Source organism: Rhodococcus ruber (genome assembly GCF_027270735.1).
GTDB classification, from domain to species: Bacteria; Actinomycetota; Actinomycetes; order Mycobacteriales; family Mycobacteriaceae; genus Rhodococcoides; species Rhodococcoides rubrum_A.
Genome location: NZ_JAPWIJ010000004.1, coordinates 396,818 through 416,571, shown reverse-complemented (window position 1 = coordinate 416,571; position 19,754 = coordinate 396,818). Strand labels below are relative to the sequence as shown.

The following is a 19,754-nucleotide window of genomic DNA, read 5'->3' as shown; positions in this document are numbered from 1 at the left end:
GTCGATCCGTGGCCGCGGCCTTGGTGCGGTGGAAGCTTAGCCAGACGCTGGGTCGGCCTGTGCCGGCTGCAGCGCATCCCACCCGAGCACAGCGCCACCCCGCCGTTGAGCGAGGCCCGCCATTCGAGATCGCTCCTGCGAACAGTGCAGCGCGTCGAGCACCTGCACACGCTGCAGAACCAGCGCAACGCCGTCGTCGACGTGTGGGCGGTATCCACCGATGTCCGACACTTCGGCCGCGGGCCCCACTTCGTAGTCGTCCTGGGCGGCGACCGCGGCCGCGTCCTCTACTTCGTGTGCCGGCAGGAGCAGATGATGCCGAAGCAACACATCCGACGCCGCCGTCCACACCGGTGGATTTCGGGCTGCGTCGTCCAGCACAGCCGAACACGCCTGTGCGTCGTCGAAGCAACTCGCCACTATCACCAGATCCTCGCGCGTGGGGTCCAGACGTTCTGCGGTCGACCGCGAGAACAGCCGCCGAAACCACCCACCTTCGGTGCTCTTTGCCATGAGGCCAGCCTTGCACGACTGGACCCTACCGGCCCGTACAGGGCTTCCGACCAGCACGGGAACAAGGGCGCTCTTGGATTCGTTGTGTTGCGACGCGCCCAGAGCGGACCCGGATATGCCTTCCGTACTACGACGGGTCATACTTCTTTCTGTGACGAGCGCTGTAGGGACTCAAGGATCGGCAATCACCCAACGCGTGCACTCGCTGAACCGTCCCAATATGGTCAGCGTCGGCACGATCGTGTGGCTGTCGAGTGAACTCATGTTCTTCGCCGGGCTGTTTGCGATGTACTTCGTCGCGCGAGCCCAGGCGAACGGAAACTGGCCGCCGGAACCGACCGAGTTGAACCTCACTCTGGCCGTACCGGTGACGGCCGTGCTGATCGCGTCGTCGTTCACGTGCCAGCTGGGCGTGTTCGCCGCTGAGCGCGGGGACGTCTTCGGCCTTCGACGGTGGTACATCATCACGCTGGCCATGGGCGCGTTCTTCGTGTCCGGCCAGGCGTACGAGTACTACCACCTGGTGCACGAGGGCACGACGTTGTCGAGCAGCGTGTACGGATCGGTCTTCTACATCACGACCGGCTTCCACGGACTGCACGTGATCGGCGGACTCATCGCGTTCGTCTTCCTGATCACCCGAACTCTGGTCAGCAAGTTCACTCCCGCGCAGGCCACCGCCGCCATCGTCGTCTCGTATTACTGGCACTTCGTCGACATCGTCTGGATTGCCCTCTTCGCGACGATCTACTTCATCCGCTAGTGACAGTCAGCACGCCAAAGATAACGAACGAACGGATTCAGCCCCCGACGTTCGGTCCGTCCCGACACGACAAGGGATAGAAGATGAGTACATCTCCCCCAGCAGCATCCGTCGACAAGGCCGCCGCCAAGACGCGACGGCAGCGTAAGACGCGCCGACGCATCACAGGTGCTCTCGTTCTGATGATGGGCCTTCTGAGCGCGGGTTTCCTCGCTTCGGCCTTGACCCCGACTCCGCAGGTCGCTACCGCCGACACCGACTCGGCTGCGCTCATTCGCGAAGGCAAGCAGCTGTACGACACGTCCTGCGTGACGTGCCACGGCGCCAACCTGCAGGGCGTTCAGGACCGCGGACCCAGCCTCATCGGCGTCGGCGAAGCGGCCGTCTACTTCCAGGTGTCCAGTGGCCGCATGCCGGCCGTGCGTAACGAGGCACAGGCCCTGCGCAAGCCGCCGAAGTTCAACGACAAGCAGATCGACGCCCTCGGTGCCTACATCAACGCCAACGGCGGCGGACCCACGGTCATCCGCGACGAGAACGGTGAGATCGCACAGGAGTCTCTGCGCGGCGACGACATTGCGCGCGGCAGCGAACTGTTCAGGTTGAACTGCGCGTCCTGCCACAACTTCACCGGTCAGGGCGGCGCCCTGTCCTCCGGCAAGTTCGCGCCCGACCTCGGACCTGCGAACGAGCAAGAGATCTACACCGCAATGGTCACCGGTCCGCAGAACATGCCCAAGTTCTCCGATCGTCAGCTGACGATCGAGGAGAAGTCGGACATCATCGCGTACGTCAAGTCAGCTCAAGAGACCAAGGCCGCGGGCGGTTGGGGTCTAGCGGGCTTCGGTCCCGGTACCGAGATGGTTGCCCTCTGGGTTGTCGGAATCGCCGCAGTCGTCGGCGCAACATTGTGGATCGGAGCTAGGTCATGAGCGACGGCGATTCCGGCCGCAAGGACGCGGCAAACACCAGTGGTGTGGATGCCGACAAGAAGTACACCGACGAGGAATTGGCTTCACTGAGCCGCGACCAGCTGGTCGAGCTCGGTACCAACCTCGATGGTGTCGACGTCGCTTTCCGCAGAAACCGCTGGGCCGTCGAGGGCACCCGGGCGGAAAAGCGCGCCGAGCGCAGCGTGGCGATCTGGTTCGCCATCGCCGGCCTTTCGGCCGTCGCGTTCATCGGTGTCTACCTGTTCTGGCCCTGGCAGTACGCCGGAATCGGTGACGAGAACTACCACCTCTACTCGCTGTACACGCCGTTGATCGGCGGCACGATGGGTCTGGCAATCCTCGCCGTCGGCGTGGGTGCCGTGCAGTTCACCAAGAAGTTCATTCCCGAAGAGGTCTCCATTCAGGACCGCCACGACGGAAGTTCGTCGGAGACGGACCGCAAGACGTTGGTGGCCGAACTGGGTGACTCTCTCGACACGTCGACCATCGGTCGTCGCAAGGTCATCAAGCGTTCACTGTTCTTCGGCGGTGGCGCACTGGGCGTCATGGCGTTGCTCCCGCTCGGAGGCTTGATCAAGAACCCCTGGGCCAAGGGCGATGATTCTCCGTTGTGGGTATCAGGCTGGACTCCTCGCTACGATGGAGAGACCATCTACCTCCGACGAGACACCGGGCGACCGGAAGATGTCGTTCTCGTTCGGCCCGAGGACTTGGACGCTGGTGCCATGGAGACTGTATTCCCGTTCCGCGAATCGGACCGCGAGAGCGAGCACGAACTTCTCGTGTCTCTGCGCGGAATTCGCAACGCCGTCATGCTCATCCGCTTACGCCCCGACGCCGCGAGCACTGTCGTCAAGCGCAAGGGCCAGGAGAGCTACAACTACGGCGACTACTACGCCTACTCCAAGATCTGCACGCACTTGGGTTGCCCGACATCGTTGTTCGAGCAGCAGACAAACCGCATTCTCTGCCCTTGCCATCAGTCGCAGTTCAACGCGCTCGAGTACGCCAAGCCGATCTTCGGACCGGCCGCGCGCGCGCTGCCCCAGCTTCCCATCACAGTCAACGAGGAGGGATACCTAGTGGCACAAGCCGATTTCCACGAAGCACTGGGTCCCGCCTTCTGGGAACGTCGACCGGAGCGTGATTCATGAGTCCTTCACTGCAAACTCTCGCAGCCAAGCAGGCCGACGACGTAGACAGTCGTTACCACCTGGCACCGGGATTGCGCCGTCAGATCAACAAGGTTTTTCCCACCCACTGGTCGTTCCTGCTCGGTGAGATCGCGCTGTACAGCTTCGTGATCCTGCTGATCTCCGGCGTCTTCCTCACCCTGTTCTTCGATCCGTCGCTCAGCGAGGTCGTGTACCAGGGCGCGTACACCCCGCTCAACGGTGTGACGATGTCCCGTGCGTACGCCACTGCCCTCGACATCTCGTTCGAGGTCCGCGGTGGTCTGTTCATGCGACAGATCCACCACTGGGCGGCACTGATGTTCGCCGCATCGATCATCGTGCACATGGCTCGCATCTTCTTCACGGGTGCGTTCCGTCGCCCCCGCGAGGCCAACTGGGTCATCGGCTGCCTGCTGCTGATCCTGGCGATGTTCGAGGGCTTCTTCGGATACTCCCTTCCCGACGACCTGCTCTCGGGCACCGGTCTTCGCGCCGCCTTCTCCGGCATCACGATGAGCATCCCGATCGTCGGTACGTGGATGCACTGGCTGATCTTCGACGGCGACTTCCCGGGCACCATCATCATTCCTCGCCTGTACGTAGCCCACGTGCTGCTGCTTCCCGCGATCATCCTGGCGTTGATTGCAGCCCACCTGGCGCTGGTCTGGTACCAGAAGCACACGCAGTTCCCCGGACCGGGACGTACCGAGAAGAACGTCGTCGGCGTTCGTATTCTCCCGGTCTTCGCGGTCAAGTCCGGTGCATTCTTCGCCGTGACGTTCGGTGTTCTGGCAGCGATGGGTGGTCTGCTTCAGGTCAACCCGATCTGGAACCTGGGTCCGTACAACCCGTCGCAGGTGTCGGCAGGTTCGCAGCCCGACTTCTACATGATGTGGACCGACGGACTGGCTCGACTCTGGCCGGCTTGGGACATCTACATCGCCGGTCGCTACACCATCCCGGCAGTGTTCTGGGTCGCAGTGATCATGGGTCTGGTATTCACGGTCATGATCGCCTACCCGTGGATCGAGAAGCGCCTCACCGGCGACACTGCACACCACAACCTGCTGCAGCGTCCCCGCGACGTGCCGGTCCGTACGGCCATCGGCGCGATGTCCATCGCGTTCTACGTCGTCCTGACGCTCTCCTGCGTCAACGACCTGATCGCGTACAAGTTCGACATCTCGCTGAACGCCATGACCTGGATCGGTCGTATCGGTGTACTGATCCTGCCTCCGATCGCCTACTTCGTTGCCTACCGGTTCTGCATCGGTCTACAGCGCAGCGACCGGGCGGTACTCGAGCACGGCATCGAAACCGGAATCATCAAGCGTCTCCCGCACGGCCAGTACGTGGAAATCCACCAGCCGCTCGGACCGGTCGACGATCACGGACATCCGATTCCGCTCGACTACCAGGGCGCACCGGTACCCAAGAAGATGAACAAGCTCGGTTCCGCCGGTAAGCCCGGCTCGGGATCGTTGTTCACCCCGGACCCAGTTGCTCAGAGCAAGGCTCTCGAAGATGCACTGCACAAGGGCGAACACGAGCAGCTCGCGATGCTCCGCAACTACCAGGCGGGAATTCTCGGCAACGGGTCCAACGGCCACTCGAACGGCAACGGCCACTCTAATGGCAACGGGCATTCGAACGGCAACGGCCACGCAAATGGCAACGGCCACCAAGACGCGGCGATCACGTCGGGTCGTCAGGACAGCGACAGCGATCACTGATATCTGACGCAGCACAACAGAAGGGCGGCACCGTCACCGGTGCCGCCCTTCTGTGCGTCTGCTGCCCTGGATACGGCTGATCGTCGCATCGGCGGACAGGGCTGTCGGTCCCCTCCCCTCCCCCGGTCTCGGTTCGCGGCCCCCACACCGAGCTCGGATACTCGGCCGACATCTTCGTGCGAGTGATACCACCGGGCCGCAACAGAGCGACTCACCGGTATTACTATCGGCACATGGTCCGCATCCCACTCACCCCTGGCGAACTCGCTCGCGGAGCCAGACTCGGCGCAACACTGCGTCGTTACCGAGACACCCGCACCATGGCCGATGTGGCCGACGCTGCCGGTATCTCGGTCGAGACGCTCAGAAAGATCGAGACCGGACGTATACCGACGCCCGCGTTCTTCACTGTCGCGGCCCTGTGCGAGGCGCTGAGCATCTCGTTGGACTCCCTGGCCGACTCGACCTCGGACTCGATCGCGAGACACTCCGACGCCGACGCCTCCTGACGTCGCCGACGCCCACTCCTCGTCGCACGTGAAGCACCGTTCTGTGCCGTCATTGCTCCACGTGCCGTCGCCGAGGCTCTAGAACTCATCTCGGTACAGAAAAAGGGCCCCGATCGTTCTCGCGAACGATCGGGGCCCTTTCCTGATGTATTCAGTCAGTGACGCTCGGCTCCGACGTGGTACTCGAACACCAATCCAGCGGCCGACGCGATGACGCACACGACGCCCACAGCGATCAGCCACGGCTGGAAGAAAGCGAATCCGAGAGCCGTGATGGAAGCGGCACCGGCGAGCACGATCGGCCAGAAGCTGCCGGGGCTGAAGAAGCCCAGGTCTCCTGCGCCGTCGCTGACCTCGGCATCGTCGAAGTCTTCGGGGCGGGTGTCGAGGCGTCGGGCGACGAACCGGAAGTACGTCCCGACGATCAACGTCAGGCCTACCGACAGGAAGATCGCGGTGACGCCGGCCCACTCCACTCCGGTGCGGCTCAGGCCCGTGAACAACGCGTACACGATGCCGACCAGGAGAAAGAAGACCGTGAGGATCTCGAAGATCTTGGCTTCGATTTTCATATCAGCATGCTTCCTTGGTCAGTTGCCTTCGGCGACAGTGGCGGTACGGACGGTGCGATCGGTCTCGAACGGCGAGGTACTCGTTGCGAGCGGGCTCTCACCGATGGCCTCGAGTGCCTGCGCGTTGGTGAGCGCTTCGCCGCCCTCGGACACCGGCTTGCGCAGCTCGATGTACTGCTCGAACTTGTCCGGGGACACTGCGCGAACCTCGAAGTTCATCATCGAGTGGAAGGTGCCACACATTTCGGTGCACCGACCGACGAACGATCCTTCACGTTCGATCTCGCTGATCTGGAACACGTTGTCGGAGTGGTTCTCCTCGGGGTTCGGGAGAACGTCACGCTTGAACAGGAACTCCGGTACCCAGAAACCGTGGATGACGTCCGAGGACGCGAGCACGAATTCGATGCGCTTGCCGGTCGGCAGAACCAGAACCGGAATCTCGTCGCTGGATCCGACCGTTTCGATCTTGTTGTAGTGCAGGTACGACAGGTCCTGGGTGGATGCACCGTTGATCGGTCCGGGAACGAACTCGCCGTCCTCGCTTCCCTCGGCACCTTCGCCGGGGGTAGCGGCGGCTTCGGCAGCCGCCTGCTCCTCTTCGTCGGTGCCCTCGTACTTGGCAGCACCGTCCTTGAGGTCGATGGTTCGGTAACCGAACTTCCAGTTCCATTGGTATGCAGTGACGTCGACCTGCACGTCGGGGTCGGCCTGCTTCTCGTCGACGTAGTTCTGCACCACGACGGTGAAGTAGAACAGGACGGCGATGATGACGAACGGCACGGCCGTGTAGAACAGCTCGAGCGGAACGTTGTACGCCGTCTGGCGGGGGAACTCCGGTGAGCTCTTCTTCTTACGGTGGAAGAGCACCACCCAGAAGATCAGGACCCACACGACGATGCCCATGACCAAGGCGGCGATGACCGACCATGTCCACAGGTCACCGATGCGTCGCCCCTGAGGAGTGACGCCAGAGGCGAAACCGAAATTGAGTACGTTGTCGCTGCTGATGGAACAGCCCGACAGCATCAACGCGGCTACACCGAGAAATGCTGTCAGCCCCGCTCGCCGAAGGATCCGACTATGCGCCACGTTCACGCCTTCCTGATTGCCCACCACTGAAGAATAAGGGCTTCCACATGGAGATGCCCGAGTACTACGCAGCGTAGACCAAAGCCGACGGATAGCCATCCTTGGGTCGTCACCTACGCTCGTGCGTGTCTGCGGCATACTCGGTTCCTGATCTGCCGTCCCGCTGACGCCGCTCGCGGAGACTCGGACCGCTGCATTGTCCCCAACTGCGAGAAGAGGTAGCAGACGCTGTGTGTGGACTGCTCGGAGTACTCACGTCCCACGGAACGACCGCCGCCGGAGTCGAGCTGGTGAGCTCGGCCACCCACTGCATGCGCCACCGAGGCCCGGACGAGCCCGGCGGCACCTGGCACGACGACGACGTCGTCTACGGCTTCAACCGGTTGTCGTTCATCGACATCGAACACTCGCATCAGCCGATGCGATGGGGGCCGCCCGAGTCGCCGAACCGGTACGCGCTCGTCTTCAACGGCGAGATCTACAACTACCTCGAGTTGCGCGCGGAGTTGGCGCGCGATCATGGTGCGGAGTTCGCCACGGAGGGTGACAGCGAATCGATCGTCGCCGCATTCCACTACTGGGGACCTGCCGCAGTGCAGCGGCTGCGGGGCATGTTCGCGTTCGCGGTCTGGGACACCGAGACCCGCCAGATGTTCATCGCACGCGATCCCTTCGGCATCAAACCGTTGTTCCTGGCCACCGGCCCCGGAGGCACGGCATTCGGTAGCGAGAAGAAGAGCGTGCTCGAGTTGATGGATCTGGTCGGGGTCGCCGACGATCTCGATCAGCGGGCCATCGAGCACTACACCGTGCTGCAGTACGTACCCGAGCCCGAGACCCTCCACGCGGGGATCCGACGACTCGAATCCGGCTGCTACGCCACCCTCTCCCCCGGTACCGCGCCGAAGGTCACCCGATACTTCACGCCGACGTTTCCGGTCCGACCCTTCACGCCCGGGAGCGAGAAGGCTCGCTACCAGGAGATCGCCGAGGCACTCGAAGATTCGGTAGCCAAGCACATGCGAGCCGACGTGACAGTCGGGTCCTTCCTGTCCGGAGGTATCGATTCGACGGCCATCGCGGCGCTGGCAATCCGCCACAATCCTGATCTGATCACCTTCACCACCGGTTTCGAGCGTGAGGGCTACTCCGAGGTCGACGTCGCCGCGGAGTCGGCGGCCGCCATCGGTGCCCGCCACATCGTGAAGGTCGTCGGGCCGGAGGAGTTCGCGGCATCGATCCCAGAGATCGTCTGGTACCTGGACGACCCGGTGGCGGATCCAGCCCTAGTACCTCTGTACTTCGTCGCAAAAGAGGCGCGCAAACACGTGAAGGTCGTGCTCTCCGGCGAGGGCGCGGACGAGTTGTTCGGCGGATACACCATCTACCGCGAGCCACTGTCACTGAAGCCGTTCGAGTCGCTTCCTGCATTCCTCAGACGCGCTGCCGGATCGCTGAGCGAGCGGATCCCGGAAGGAACCCGCGGAAAGAGCCTGCTGAACCGTGGATCGATGACTCTCGAGGAGCGGTACTACGGAAACGCTCGTAGCTTCAACGACGCGCAACTGCGGTCCGTACTTCGCGAATTCCGACCGGAATGGACCCACCAGGACGTCACTGCGCCGATCTACGCGCAGTCGCAGGGATGGGATCCGGTGGCTCGCATGCAGCATCTGGACCTGTTCACGTGGTTGCGCGGCGACATCCTGGTCAAAGCCGACAAGATCACCATGGCAAATTCGCTCGAACTGCGAGTCCCATTCCTGGACTCCGAGGTCTACAGGGTCGCCGAGAAGCTACCGCTCGAGCAGAAAATCACCAAGAACACCACCAAGTACGCTCTGCGTCAGGCGCTCGAGGGAATCGTTCCCGGTCACGTGCTGCATCGCGCCAAGCTGGGGTTCCCTGTGCCACTGCGCCATTGGCTTCGCGGCACGGAACTCTTCGACTGGGCGCACCAGCAGATCGCCGATTCGCAGACCGATCACCTGCTGAACAAGCCCGCCGTAGTCGCGATGCTCAACGACCATCGAGCCGGAAAATCCGACCACAGCCGACGTCTTTGGACGCTGCTGATCTTCATGGTCTGGCATGGGATCTTCGTCGAGAAGCGCATCGTGCCGCAGATCGCCGAACCGGAATATCCGGTCAACATCTGACTGGTACACCCGTCTCCCCACGGGATCAATGTGGCTTTCAGTCGCTCAGATTGCAACAAAGCCGCATTGATCCCGCCGAGGAAGACCGAGCCTCATGCCGGCAGCAGCGCGCCAATCTCCTCGCCCGCCTCGGTACCGTACGCCGCGCTCAGACGCTTGATCGCGTCGTCTCGGTTCAGGCTCCACTCCTGTGTGCCCGTGGTTTCGAGAACCAGAACGGCGACGAGCGAGCCGAGTTGCGCCGCACGTTCGATGCTGGCTCCGGCCATGTGCGCGGTGAGGAAGCCTGCTCGGAAGCCGTCGCCGACTCCGGTCGGGTCGACCTTGCTCGTCTCGGGTACGACACCGATGTGAGTGTGTTCGCCGCCCTTGGCGACGATGTCTACCCCACGCTTGCCCAGGGTGGTGACGCGAAGATCCACCTTCGCGGCGATATCCGCGTCGGACATTCCGGTCTTCTGCTTGAGGAGCGCCCATTCGTACTCGTTGGTGAACAGGTACGCGGCACCGTCGATCAAGTCGGTTGCCTGCGCGGAGTCGAGCCGGGCGAGCTGCTGCGACGGGTCGGCCGCGAACGGGATGCCGGCAGCGCGGCACTGAGCCGTGTGTGCCGTCATGGCGTCGGGGTCGTTGGCACCGATCAGAACCAGGTCCATCTCGTGCTGCGCCGCGAGTGCCTCGATGGAAATATCACGGGCCTCGCTCATCGCACCGGGGTAGAACGACGCGATCTGCGCCATGTCCTCGTCCGTGGTGCAGACGAAACGCGCGGTATGGGCGGTTGCGGAGATGCTTACGCCACTGCAGTCCACGCCGTGCTCTTCGAGCCAGCCGCGGTATTCGGCGAAGTCCGGCCCCACAGCACCCACGAGCAGCGGTGAGCCGCCGAGGACTCCGAGCGCGTAGGCGATGTTGCCGCCTACTCCTCCTTTGCGGATGACCAGGTCGTCGACCAGAAAGCTCAACGAGATGTTCGAGATCTGGTCGGCGACGATCTGCTCGGCGAACCGTCCGGAGAATCGCATCAGATGGTCGGTCGCTATCGAGCCTGATACCGCGAGTGTCACGAAGGAGAGCCTTTCGAATGGAGGTGCTGGTTTGCTGACAGGCAGACACAACTGTGACCGATACACGCATGCGTGTATCGGTCACAGTCGAAAACGAGTCAGCTCAGTTGAACGAGTCGCCGCACGCGCACGAACCCGTGGCGTTCGGGTTGTCGATCGTGAAGCCTTGCTTCTCGATCGTGTCCACGAAGTCGATGGATGCACCCTCCACGTAGGGGGCGCTCATCCGGTCCACCGCGAGGGTGACGCCGTTGAAGTCGACCGCGAGGTCGCCGTCGAGGCTTCGATCGTCGAAGAAGAGCTGGTAACGCAATCCTGCACAACCACCCGGCTGCACCGCGATGCGCAGCGCCAGGTCGTCGCGGCCTTCTTGATCCAGCAACGCCTTGGCCTTGGCCGACGCGGTCTCGGTCATGGTGACCTTGTGCGCCGTGGTTTCGGTCGTTGTGGTCTCGCTTGAAACGGTCATGGGCTCTCCCTATCAGTCGTACAAAACCCGTGAACTACTCAACCGTACTCTCGGTGCCTCTATTCCTCACGCCCGCCGCCTCGGATTCACGTCCGAGTCCTCAACCTCGCCCGCGATACGTGCGGCGAGCAGTTCGAGCTGGTTGGCTGCATCGGACATCGCCAACTCCACCGATCCCGCGAACTCGCTGATCGAGTGTGCGGCCTCGATACCGGCCGACGCCAGTTCGTCCTCGGTCAACGTGACCTGCCCCGCGAGCACGATCGTGTCCACACCGGTCGCGCCACTGGCGGCCGCGATTCTGGTTACCAGCTTGCCGCGCAGCGACTGTGAATCGAACTTCCCCTCACCGGTCAACACCAGATCGACGGTCTGGAGCAGTTTCTGCTGTCCGGTTCGCTCGGCCACCACGACGGCCCCGGGCTGCTGTGTGCCGCCGAGTGCGAACAGGGCGGCACCGAGACCGCCGGCTGCTCCTGCGCCCGGCCGGTTCGCCACATCGTGGCCCGCTGCAGACAGGACGGCGGCCCAGTCGGTGTTCAGCTCCTCCAGTCGGTCGATCGTCTCGGCGTCAGCACCCTTCTGCGGGCCGAACACCCGGGCCGCACCCCACTCGCCCAACAGTGGATTCTCGACGTCCGATGCTGCGACGAGGTCGATTCCCGACAATCGAGCGACCGCCGATCCAAGTCCGCCCAGCGCTCGGACAAGTGCACGACCGCCGTCCGTGCAACTGCTGCCGCCCAGCCCGACGAAGATCGTTCTGGCCCCGCTGCCGATCGCTGCATCGATCAGTTGACCGACGCCGTAACTGCTGGCTTTCGATGCAGACAGTGGGCTCGGCGGACCGTCGAGCAAATGGAGTCCACAGGCCTGCGCAGATTCGATGTACGCCGCTGTGCCGTCGAGCAGCCACCGCGCCCGAACCGGGGTGCCGAGCGGTCCGTCGACGTCGGCGATCTGCACCGTGCCGATGCGTGAGGCCAGCACCTCGACGAATCCGGGCCCGCCGTCTGATTGAGGTGCGAGCTCGAGTTCGTCCTGCTGTCGAACCGACGCCCATCCCCTCGCGATGGCGTGGGCCGCGTCCGCGGCGGTCAGGGTGTCTCCGAAGGAATCCGGCGCAATCATCACTCGCATCGTCGAAAGTCTAGGGCCGCAGCAGGCGAACGGCATCTGTTGATCCGCGAGCTGACCTGGCCGGTGTTCGATATCGATGCGTCATCCCATACTCTGGATGCGTGAAGCTGCTACGCCGTGGAAACTCCGACAATTCGGACGAACAGAACTCGAACGAATCCGAGTCGACTGCGTCCGGGAACGAGGCCGCATCTCCGGTGTCCCTCGGCAAGGGCCGGCCGACACCCAAGCGCCGTGACGCCGAGGCTCGTCGTCGCGGTCCGGTTGCTCCGGCTCCCCTGACGAGCAAAGAGGCGCGCGAGCGCCGCAAGGCGAACAAGGGCAGCAAGGAAGACCGCAAGGCCGCGTCCAACGAACGCCGCGCCGCCGCAGCCGAACGCCGCGCTCGCATGCTGGCCGGTGACGACAAGTACCTACTCCCCCGCGACAAGGGACCGGTTCGCGCGTACGTTCGCGACATCGTCGATGCGCGTCGCAATCTCGTCGGGCTGTTCATGCCGCTCGCACTGATCTTGATCTTCGCGCTGTTCCTTCAGCCCGCTGTGCAGCAGTACGTCACTCTCGGCATGTTCGTGATGATGCTGTTCATGGTCGGCGAGGGCATCTACCTCGGCAAGATGATCAACAACAAGATCCGAGTCCGATTCCCCGAGACCACGGACGGCGGCTTCAAGATCGGGTGGTACGCCTTCGTCCGCGCGTCCCAGATTCGCAAGATGCGCGCACCCAAGCCGCGAGTCAGCGCCGGCGCGGCTGTCTGACGTCGGTGGGTCGACCGACTCGAACCCTCGTACTCGGTGGTGCCCGATCCGGTAAGTCCGCGCACGCCGAGTCGTGTGCCGTCACCGAGCCGGTTCGCTATCTCGCTACCGGTAGGCGCGACCACACCGACGAGGATTGGCAGCGTCGCATCGATCTCCATCGGGCGTCGAGACCGCAGCATTGGTCCACCGTCGAGACGGTGACCTCGTTGGCCGCATCGATCTCGGAGCCCTGGGACGGCACCACCTTGGTCGACGACCTCGGAACGTGGCTGACGGGGATGCTCGACGACGCTCGTGCGTGGGAGCAACCCCGGGGCACGATCACACCGGCCGTCGACGATCTGGTCGAGGCGGTTGCGGACTGCACGTCCACCCTTGTTCTGGTCAGTCCCGAGGTAGGTCTATCCGTGGTTCCCGGGTCTCGTTCCGGACGCCTCTTCCGAGACGAGCTCGGGCTGCTCAACTCTCGACTCGCCGCCGTGTGTGACAGGGTTCTGCTGGTCGTCGCGGGACTCGCGCTGACCCTCAAGGAACCACCGGCGGAATTCATCACCGCGAAAGGCGAAGTGTGACAACTTTTTCGGCAGAAGATTCGGAGTCATCGCCGTTTCGTCCGGTGACCGCTCCGTCCGACTCGGCTCGGTCGGCCGCCGAGGATCGTCAACGTGAGCTCACCAAGCCCGCCGGCAGCCTCGGGCGACTGGAGAAGCTCGGTGAATGGATCGCCGCGTGCCAGGACAGCTGCCCGCCACGCTCGCTCGGGCGAGTGCGCGTCATCGTCTTCGCCGGCGATCACGGGATCGCGGCGCATGGAGTCTCTGCGTACCCGTCCGAGGTGACAGCCCAGATGGTCGAGAACATTCGCGGTGGCGGTGCAGCGGTCAACGTGCTCGCAGACCTCGCCGGTGCCACGGTGCGCGTAGTCGATATCGCGGTGGACGCCGAGACCGACCCTTCGGTGTCCGCGTTCAAGGTTCGACGTTCCAGCGGATCTATCGACCGTGAGGACGCGTTGAGCGAGGACGAGGTTCGAGCAGCCGTCGCTGCCGGAGCCGCCATTGCCGACGAGGAGGTCGACGGTGGTGCCGATCTCCTCATCGCAGGCGACATGGGCATCGGAAACACAACTCCCGCAACCGTATTGATCGCCACGCTCACCGATACCGAACCGGTCGCCGCCGTCGGGCGCGGCACCGGAATCGACGACGCAGGATGGATCAGGAAGACCGCGGCAATCCGGGACGCCATGCGCCGAGCGCGTCCGGTCGCCAAGAACCCCACCGATCTGCTTCGGGTCGCGGGTGGTGCCGACATCGCGGCGTTGGCCGGATTCCTCGCGCAGGCCGCGCATCGGCGCACCCCGGTGATTCTCGACGGCCTCGTGGTGACCGCAGCCGCGTTGGTGGCAGAGGACGGTGCGGCCGGAGCACGGGAGTGGTGGGTTGCCGGGCACCGCTCCGCCGAGCCCGCTCACACACTTGCGTTACGTCATGTGCGGCTCGAACCGATCGTCGAGCTGGACATGAGACTGGGTGAAGGGTCCGGTGCCCTCGCGGCACTGCCTCTGGTTCGTGCGGGCGTCGGCACGTTGAACTCGATGGCGACCTTCGCCGACTCCGGTGTCAGCACCGGTGACAGCGAAGACCACTGACGGTGCGCGGGCGAGCCGGTGGACTGTTGCTCGCGTTCTCCTGGCTGACCGTGCTGCCCGTACGCGGCCCCGAGAACGTCGATCGACACTCGGCCGGACGGGCGATAGCTCTCGCTCCGATCGTCGGTTTCGCTCTCGGCGGCATCTGCGCGGCGCTGGTGTGGGTGTCGGTCACCGCCGGACTGTCGCCGCTGCTCAGCGGACTGATCGGGGTCGCTGCTGCTGCACTGCTGACCAGGGGGATGCACCTCGACGGCCTGGCCGACACCGCAGACGGGCTCGGTTGCTACGGCCCGCCCGAGCGCGCCAGAGAAGTCATGAAGTCCGGCAGCGCCGGTCCGTTCGGAGTGGCCGCCATTGCTCTCGTCCTGGCGGTTCAAGCTGCGAGCCTGGGTCAGCTCGCTCAGCAACACCTGTGGTGGGCCATCGTCATCGTGCCGGCGATCGGTCGCGTGTCGGTGGTGCTCGCGTGCCGTCGGGGTATCGACGCGGCAGCACCCAGCGGTTTCGGCGCACTCGTTGCCGGCACCCAGTCGACAGCAGCCCGGGCAGTGTGGGTGCTTGCGGCAGTAGCAATCTCGGTGTGTGCTCAGGCCGACCGACCATGGCAGGGACCCCTGGTGGTGGTCGCCGTGCTGGCCCTTGCCGTGGTTCTGACTCGGCACTGCGTCCGACGCTTCGGCGGTCTCTCCGGCGACGTGCTCGGAGCCGGAATCGAGACGACCACCGCCCTCGCCTCGATCGGCCTTCTTGTCGGGAGCTAGCGGAGTGTGGTCATCCAACCGTGGGTATCGGCGAACGTGCCGCGCTGAATGCCGGTGAGCGTGTCTCGCAGCGCGAGCGTGATCTCGCCGGGCTCGCCGCCTGCGATCTCGAAGGCTCCCTCGGTGGACTTGACGCTGCCGACCGGAGTGATGACGGCCGCTGTGCCACAGGCGAACACCTCGGTGATCTCGCCCGAGTCGGCACCCTTGCGCCACTCCTCGGTGGAGATCCGGCGTTCTTCGACCGGGATGCCGGCGTCCGTCGCCAGCGCCAGCAGCGAGTCACGGGTGATGCCGGGGAGAAGTGATCCGGACAGCGATGGCGTCACCAGTCGCGCATCGGAGCCCGAGCCGAAGACGAAGAACAGGTTCATCCCGCCCATCTCCTCGACGTAGCGGCGCTCGGTCGCGTCGAGCCAGACCACCTGATCGCATCCTTCGTCGCTGGCCTGCGCCTGGGCGAGGAGTGACGCGGCATAGTTGCCTGCGAACTTCGCGGCTCCGGTACCGCCCGGTGCCGCTCGGACGTACTCGGTCGACAGCCAGACGCTCACCGGCTTGACTCCCCTGGGGAAGTACGCGCCTGCAGGCGAGGCGATCAGCATGTAGCGGTAGGAGTCCGCAGGGCGCACGCCCAGCCCGGCTTCGGTGGAGAACATGTACGGCCGGACGTACAACGCGTCCTCACCGCCGGCCGCGGGGACCCACTCGTGGTCGAGTTCGAGCAGCTTCTCGATCGATCCGACGAAGAGCTCGTCCGAGAGTTCCGGCATCGCGAGCCGGCGAGCCGAGGACCGGAACCGCTCGGCGTTGGACTCCACCCGGAACGTCGAGAGGTCACCGTTCGGCTGTCGGTAGATCTTGAGGCCCTCGAAGATGGCCTGGCCGTAATGCAGCACCATCGCCGCCGGGTCGAGCTCGATCGGGCCGTACGGAGCGATCGTCGCGTCGTGCCAACCACGGTCTCGGGTGTAGTCGATGTACACCATGTGGTCCGTGAAGTGCTTTCCGAATCCGGGTGCGGCAAGCACCGCGTCGCGCTCCGCCGGTGTAGCGGGCGAGGGATGCTGCACGTACGTGAATTCGGAAACACCTGTCATGCCCGAGATCCTATCGTGGAGGTCGCGCGCTCTCTCGCGGTCACCTGGTCTTCGCGGCGACGAACGGGGGCGCGACCACTTCGCAGCGCAACGCTCGACCACGAACATCGACCTCGACCTCCGTACCTACCGCTGGAGCTACCTCGGCGTCGAGCAAGGCCAGGGCGATACCCACCTTCAGCGACGGTGAGAACGTTCCGGAGGTCGTCGTCCCGATGTCCTGACCCGACACCCGCACGGTGAGACCAGGACGGAGCACGCCGCGGTCGAGCGCCTTCAGTCCGCGCAGCGTTCGCGTCGGCCCGCCGGCCTTCTCCGCGGTCAATGCCTCCTTGCCCCAGAATGCGTCCTTCTTCCAGCCGATTGCCCAACCGCACCGAGCTTGCAAAGGCGAAATGTCCAGTGACAGTTCGTGTCCGTGCAGCGGATATCCCATCTCGGTGCGCAGAGTGTCGCGTGCTCCGAGCCCGCACACCTGTCCCCCACGAGACCGCACAGCGGCCAGCAGGGCGCGGAAGAGCGGTTCCACATCTCCCGCCGGAGGAACCAGTTCGTATCCGTGCTCGCCGGTGTAACCGGTTCGGCACACCCGCACGGCCACCGAATTCCAGGTCGCGTCTTCGAACGCCATGTAGTCCATGTCGGTCGGTAGACCCAATTCCTGCAGAACTTCGGCCGCTTTCGGCCCCTGCACGGCCAGCACTCCGAACTCGCGGTGCTGGTTCACCACCGACACGCTATCGGGTGCCTGCGCTGCCATCGCGGCAACGACATCAGCCGTGTTGGCTGCGTTCGGCACCAGGAATACGTCGTCATCGGAGACGTAGTAGGCGATCAGGTCGTCGACCACGCCGCCGGATTCCGTGCAGCACAGGGTGTACTGCGCCTTACCCGGCTCGATGCGGCCGAGGTCGTTGGTCAGGACCGAGTTCACGAAGGCGGCAGCGCCGGGTCCGGTGACCGACGCTTTGCCCAGGTGGCCGACGTCGAACAGGCCTACGGTTTCCCGCACCGCGGTGTGCTCGACGACCACACCGGCGTACGACGCCGGCATGGTCCAACCGCCGAAAGGTGCGAATGTCGCGCCCAATTCGGTGTGTACTGCGTGCAGCGGGCCCTCGATCAGGTCGGTGTCGGTCATGGCGGTCACGCTAGCTCACATGACGGCTCGTTCGGCCCTGCGCACCGAGTTCGTCCCTCGATCTCTGGAGAGTTGCGTCGTCATTAGGATCGAGTTACCTACACGTCAACCCCTACAGGAGCAGCCACGTGCCTTCACCTTCGACGCTATCCCGCACTCTCGGACCCGACCTGGTCCTCGCGGGCAAGCTCGGCAAGAAAGTCGATGTTCTCGTTGTCGCGCTGAGTACCAGTGACGACGGTCTCGAGCTCGCCATCACCGACGACATTTCGGACGACGCCGTTGCTTCCGAACTCCTCGACGCCCTCGAATCCGTCGGCGCCACCGGCAAAGCCGACGAGCTCGTTCGTATCCCGGCTCCGTCCGGACTGCCCGTCTTCAGTGTCCTGGCAGTGGGCCTCGGGAACGCTGCCGACATCGACAGCGAACGCATTCGTCAGTCGGCCGGAACTGCGGCTCGCGCGCTGAAGGGCGTGGATACCGCCGCGACGACGTTGTCGGCACTCGATCTCGGAGCGGCCGCAGAGGGGTTCTTCCTCGGCGCGTATCAGTTCACCGAATTCAAGTCCGCGCTGTCGGCACCGAAGGCCGACGGTCTCCCCCTCGCCCGCGTCGAATTGCTCGTTGCCGACTCTCGATCGAAGGACGCGAAGAACGAATTGGCGCGCTCGGTCGCCATTGCCGAATCGGTGGCGGTGGCACGTGATTTCGTGAACACCCCACCGAGCCACCTCTACCCGGAGGAGTTCGCGGACCGAGCCAAGTCGCTCGGCACCGCAGCTGGACTGAAAGTCGAGATCCTCGACGACAAGGCCTTGGAGAAGGACGGCTACGGCGGCATTCACGGCGTCGGCAAGGGTTCTTCGCGGTTGCCGCGGCTGGTTCGCCTGACTCACTCGGGCGGCAAGCGGGGTGCGAAGAAGGTCGCTCTGGTGGGTAAGGGAATCACGTTCGACACCGGCGGCATCTCCATCAAACCCGCTGCGGGAATGGAGAACATGACTTCGGACATGGGCGGTGCGGCCGCCGTCATCGCGACGGTGATCCTGGCAGCCAAGGTCGGTCTGCCACTCGATGTCATCGCGACGGTGCCGATGGCGGAGAACATGCCGTCGGGCACCGCGCAGCGCCCGGGTGATGTGCTGACCCAGTACGGCGGCATCACTGTCGAGGTCATCAACACCGACGCCGAAGGTCGCTTGGTGCTCGCCGACGCGATCGTGCGTGCCTGCGAGGACGATCCGGACTACCTCATCGACACCGCAACGCTCACCGGGGCTCAAGTCGTAGCGCTCGGCAACAGAACGCCGGGCGTGATGGGTACCGACAACTTCCGCGACCGGGTTGCCGAAATCTCCCAGGCCATCGGCGAGAACGGCTGGGCCATGCCGCTTCCGAAGGAGATTCGACGCGAACTCGACTCCAAGGTGGCCGATCTGGCGAACGTCACCAACGGCCGGGCCGGAGGAATGCTGGCAGCAGCTCTGTTCCTCAAAGAATTCGTGGCCGACGGCGTCGAATGGGCTCACATCGATGTCGCCGGCCCGGCCTACAACACCGGAGGCCCCTTCGGCTACACCGGCAAGGGCGGCACCGGAGTTCCGGTGCGGACCATGTTCGCGGTTCTCGAAGACATAGTCGAGAACGGCTGATTCGGACCGTCCGTGCGCGAGGAGCAACGTCCTCGTGCACGGACTTCGATCACACGTCGCGCTGCTGCTGTTCGCGCTTCTTGATGATCTTCTGGCGCGCATCGTGGTCGCGCATTCGCTGGGGATACCCGGTCTTGCGGACGTCGTACACCGGGATCTTCAGGTCGGGTCCGATCTTTCGTGCATATTTTTCATCCAGCGGCCGACGGGTCCATTCGCCGTCGTTCGCGATCAGTACGACGGTCAGCGGGGTCACCGTCGTCTTCGGCTCGACGTAGGCCTCCACACCGATTCGCGCCGCGGTCCAATCGGCCAGGTACTGGGCGACCGACCCTTCGGGGCCGCGTTTGGCGGCCCCGCCGCTTCGCTTGAGTCGATCGAACAATCCCACGAGAACATCCTTTTCGTACGGCCTATGGATCGCCGGCACGGATGCCGGAAATGTTGTTACCCGCCAGTTTGCCAGGCGTGTTGTGTGCCCTAGGGGAACGGCGAGGCGATAACAATGGAAGGATGACACTAGAGGGTTCAACTCTC

Annotated in this window: 20 protein-coding genes; 11 read left to right on the top strand and 9 right to left on the bottom strand. The window is 64.2% G+C overall.

Translation table 11 applies throughout. The annotated features are described in order from the left end of the window. Positions 1-36: 36 nt before the first annotated feature. Positions 37-513: a hypothetical protein gene (locus O4220_RS11955; protein WP_269604409.1), complete on the bottom strand. Its 477-nt coding sequence runs from the start codon at positions 511-513 to the stop codon at positions 37-39. 151 nt (positions 514-664) lie between these two features. Between O4220_RS11955 and O4220_RS11950 the strand changes: the two genes are divergently transcribed. The 5 genes from O4220_RS11950 to O4220_RS11930 all read left to right on the top strand — a co-directional run bounded on the left by O4220_RS11950 (position 665) and on the right by O4220_RS11930 (position 5,646). Beyond that, positions 665-1,276, top strand: coding sequence for a cytochrome c oxidase subunit 3 (locus O4220_RS11950; protein ID WP_032379071.1), 612 nt, complete (start codon positions 665-667; stop codon positions 1,274-1,276). 83 nt (positions 1,277-1,359) lie between these two features. Next, positions 1,360-2,208 (top strand): c-type cytochrome, encoded by an 849-nt coding sequence (locus O4220_RS11945; RefSeq protein ID WP_269604408.1) that lies wholly within the window; start codon positions 1,360-1,362, stop codon positions 2,206-2,208. Further along, on the top strand, positions 2,205-3,383 hold the full coding sequence (locus O4220_RS11940; RefSeq protein WP_269604406.1) for a ubiquinol-cytochrome c reductase iron-sulfur subunit: 1,179 nt from the start codon (positions 2,205-2,207) through the stop codon (positions 3,381-3,383). Before O4220_RS11945 ends, O4220_RS11940 begins: the two co-directional genes overlap by 4 nt. Beyond that, complete coding sequence (locus O4220_RS11935) at positions 3,380-5,137, top strand: cytochrome b (protein ID WP_269604405.1); 1,758 nt, start codon at positions 3,380-3,382, stop codon at positions 5,135-5,137. Before O4220_RS11940 ends, O4220_RS11935 begins: the two co-directional genes overlap by 4 nt. Before the next feature lie 233 nt (positions 5,138-5,370). Beyond that, positions 5,371-5,646 (top strand): helix-turn-helix domain-containing protein, encoded by a 276-nt coding sequence (locus tag O4220_RS11930; protein WP_269604404.1) that lies wholly within the window; start codon positions 5,371-5,373, stop codon positions 5,644-5,646. A 155-nt stretch (positions 5,647-5,801) separates the two neighbouring features. Here O4220_RS11930 and O4220_RS11925 read toward each other — a convergent pair whose 3' ends face one another. Continuing rightward, the gene (locus O4220_RS11925) at positions 5,802-6,218 is read right to left on the bottom strand and encodes a cytochrome c oxidase subunit 4 (RefSeq protein WP_094738907.1); all 417 of its coding nucleotides are present in this window, start codon (positions 6,216-6,218) and stop codon (positions 5,802-5,804) included. Positions 6,219-6,236: 18 nt separating this feature from the next. After that, positions 6,237-7,316 (bottom strand): cytochrome c oxidase subunit II, encoded by a 1,080-nt coding sequence (locus tag O4220_RS11920; protein ID WP_269604607.1) that lies wholly within the window; start codon positions 7,314-7,316, stop codon positions 6,237-6,239. Positions 7,317-7,540: 224 nt separating this feature from the next. On the opposite strand from O4220_RS11920, the gene asnB reads away from it, so the two are divergent. Further along, the gene (gene asnB, locus O4220_RS11915; RefSeq protein WP_269604402.1) at positions 7,541-9,469 is read left to right on the top strand and encodes an asparagine synthase (glutamine-hydrolyzing); all 1,929 of its coding nucleotides are present in this window, start codon (positions 7,541-7,543) and stop codon (positions 9,467-9,469) included. A gap of 92 nt (positions 9,470-9,561) precedes the next feature. Here the strand turns inward: asnB and O4220_RS11910 are convergent, their stop codons facing one another. From O4220_RS11910 to O4220_RS11900, 3 genes are all read right to left on the bottom strand, one after another. Then, entirely contained in the window at positions 9,562-10,536 is a 975-nt protein-coding gene (locus O4220_RS11910; protein WP_269604373.1) for a carbohydrate kinase family protein, read from the bottom strand. A 103-nt stretch (positions 10,537-10,639) separates the two neighbouring features. Beyond that, positions 10,640-11,005 carry a HesB/IscA family protein gene (locus O4220_RS11905; RefSeq protein WP_032379078.1) on the bottom strand — a complete coding sequence of 122 codons (366 nt, stop codon included), beginning with the start codon at positions 11,003-11,005 and terminating at the stop codon, positions 10,640-10,642. 66 nt (positions 11,006-11,071) lie between these two features. Continuing rightward, entirely contained in the window at positions 11,072-12,145 is a 1,074-nt protein-coding gene (locus O4220_RS11900; protein ID WP_269604370.1) for a glycerate kinase, read from the bottom strand. A 101-nt stretch (positions 12,146-12,246) separates the two neighbouring features. Here O4220_RS11900 and O4220_RS11895 point away from each other — a divergent pair, with 101 nt between their 5' ends. The 4 genes from O4220_RS11895 to O4220_RS11880 are packed head-to-tail and all read left to right on the top strand — an operon-like array spanning position 12,247 to position 15,324. Then, the gene (locus tag O4220_RS11895; protein ID WP_269604368.1) at positions 12,247-12,906 is read left to right on the top strand and encodes a DUF3043 domain-containing protein; all 660 of its coding nucleotides are present in this window, start codon (positions 12,247-12,249) and stop codon (positions 12,904-12,906) included. A gap of 5 nt (positions 12,907-12,911) precedes the next feature. Further along, complete coding sequence (gene cobU, locus O4220_RS11890) at positions 12,912-13,481, top strand: bifunctional adenosylcobinamide kinase/adenosylcobinamide-phosphate guanylyltransferase (protein WP_269604365.1); 570 nt, start codon at positions 12,912-12,914, stop codon at positions 13,479-13,481. Next, positions 13,478-14,560 (top strand): nicotinate-nucleotide--dimethylbenzimidazole phosphoribosyltransferase, encoded by a 1,083-nt coding sequence (gene cobT / locus O4220_RS11885; RefSeq protein WP_420030376.1) that lies wholly within the window; start codon positions 13,478-13,480, stop codon positions 14,558-14,560. Before cobU ends, cobT begins: the two co-directional genes overlap by 4 nt. Before the next feature lie 2 nt (positions 14,561-14,562). Then, complete coding sequence (locus O4220_RS11880; RefSeq protein ID WP_269604361.1) at positions 14,563-15,324, top strand: adenosylcobinamide-GDP ribazoletransferase; 762 nt, start codon at positions 14,563-14,565, stop codon at positions 15,322-15,324. Here O4220_RS11880 and O4220_RS11875 read toward each other — a convergent pair. Both O4220_RS11875 and gcvT read right to left on the bottom strand, forming a co-directional pair. Next, entirely contained in the window at positions 15,321-16,424 is a 1,104-nt protein-coding gene (locus tag O4220_RS11875) for a branched-chain amino acid aminotransferase (protein ID WP_032379083.1), read from the bottom strand. The genes O4220_RS11880 and O4220_RS11875 overlap by 4 nt on opposite strands. A 40-nt stretch (positions 16,425-16,464) precedes the next feature. After that, positions 16,465-17,565 carry a glycine cleavage system aminomethyltransferase GcvT gene (gene gcvT / locus O4220_RS11870; protein ID WP_269604358.1) on the bottom strand — a complete coding sequence of 367 codons (1,101 nt, stop codon included), beginning with the start codon at positions 17,563-17,565 and terminating at the stop codon, positions 16,465-16,467. Between the two features lie 128 nt (positions 17,566-17,693). On the opposite strand from gcvT, the gene O4220_RS11865 reads away from it, so the two are divergent. Further along, positions 17,694-19,217, top strand: coding sequence for a leucyl aminopeptidase (locus tag O4220_RS11865; protein WP_269604356.1), 1,524 nt, complete (start codon positions 17,694-17,696; stop codon positions 19,215-19,217). Between the two features lie 49 nt (positions 19,218-19,266). On the opposite strand, the gene O4220_RS11860 is transcribed toward O4220_RS11865, so the two are convergent. Beyond that, on the bottom strand, positions 19,267-19,608 hold the full coding sequence (locus O4220_RS11860) for an oxidoreductase (RefSeq protein WP_420030375.1): 342 nt from the start codon (positions 19,606-19,608) through the stop codon (positions 19,267-19,269). Between the last annotated feature and the right edge of the window lie 146 nt (positions 19,609-19,754).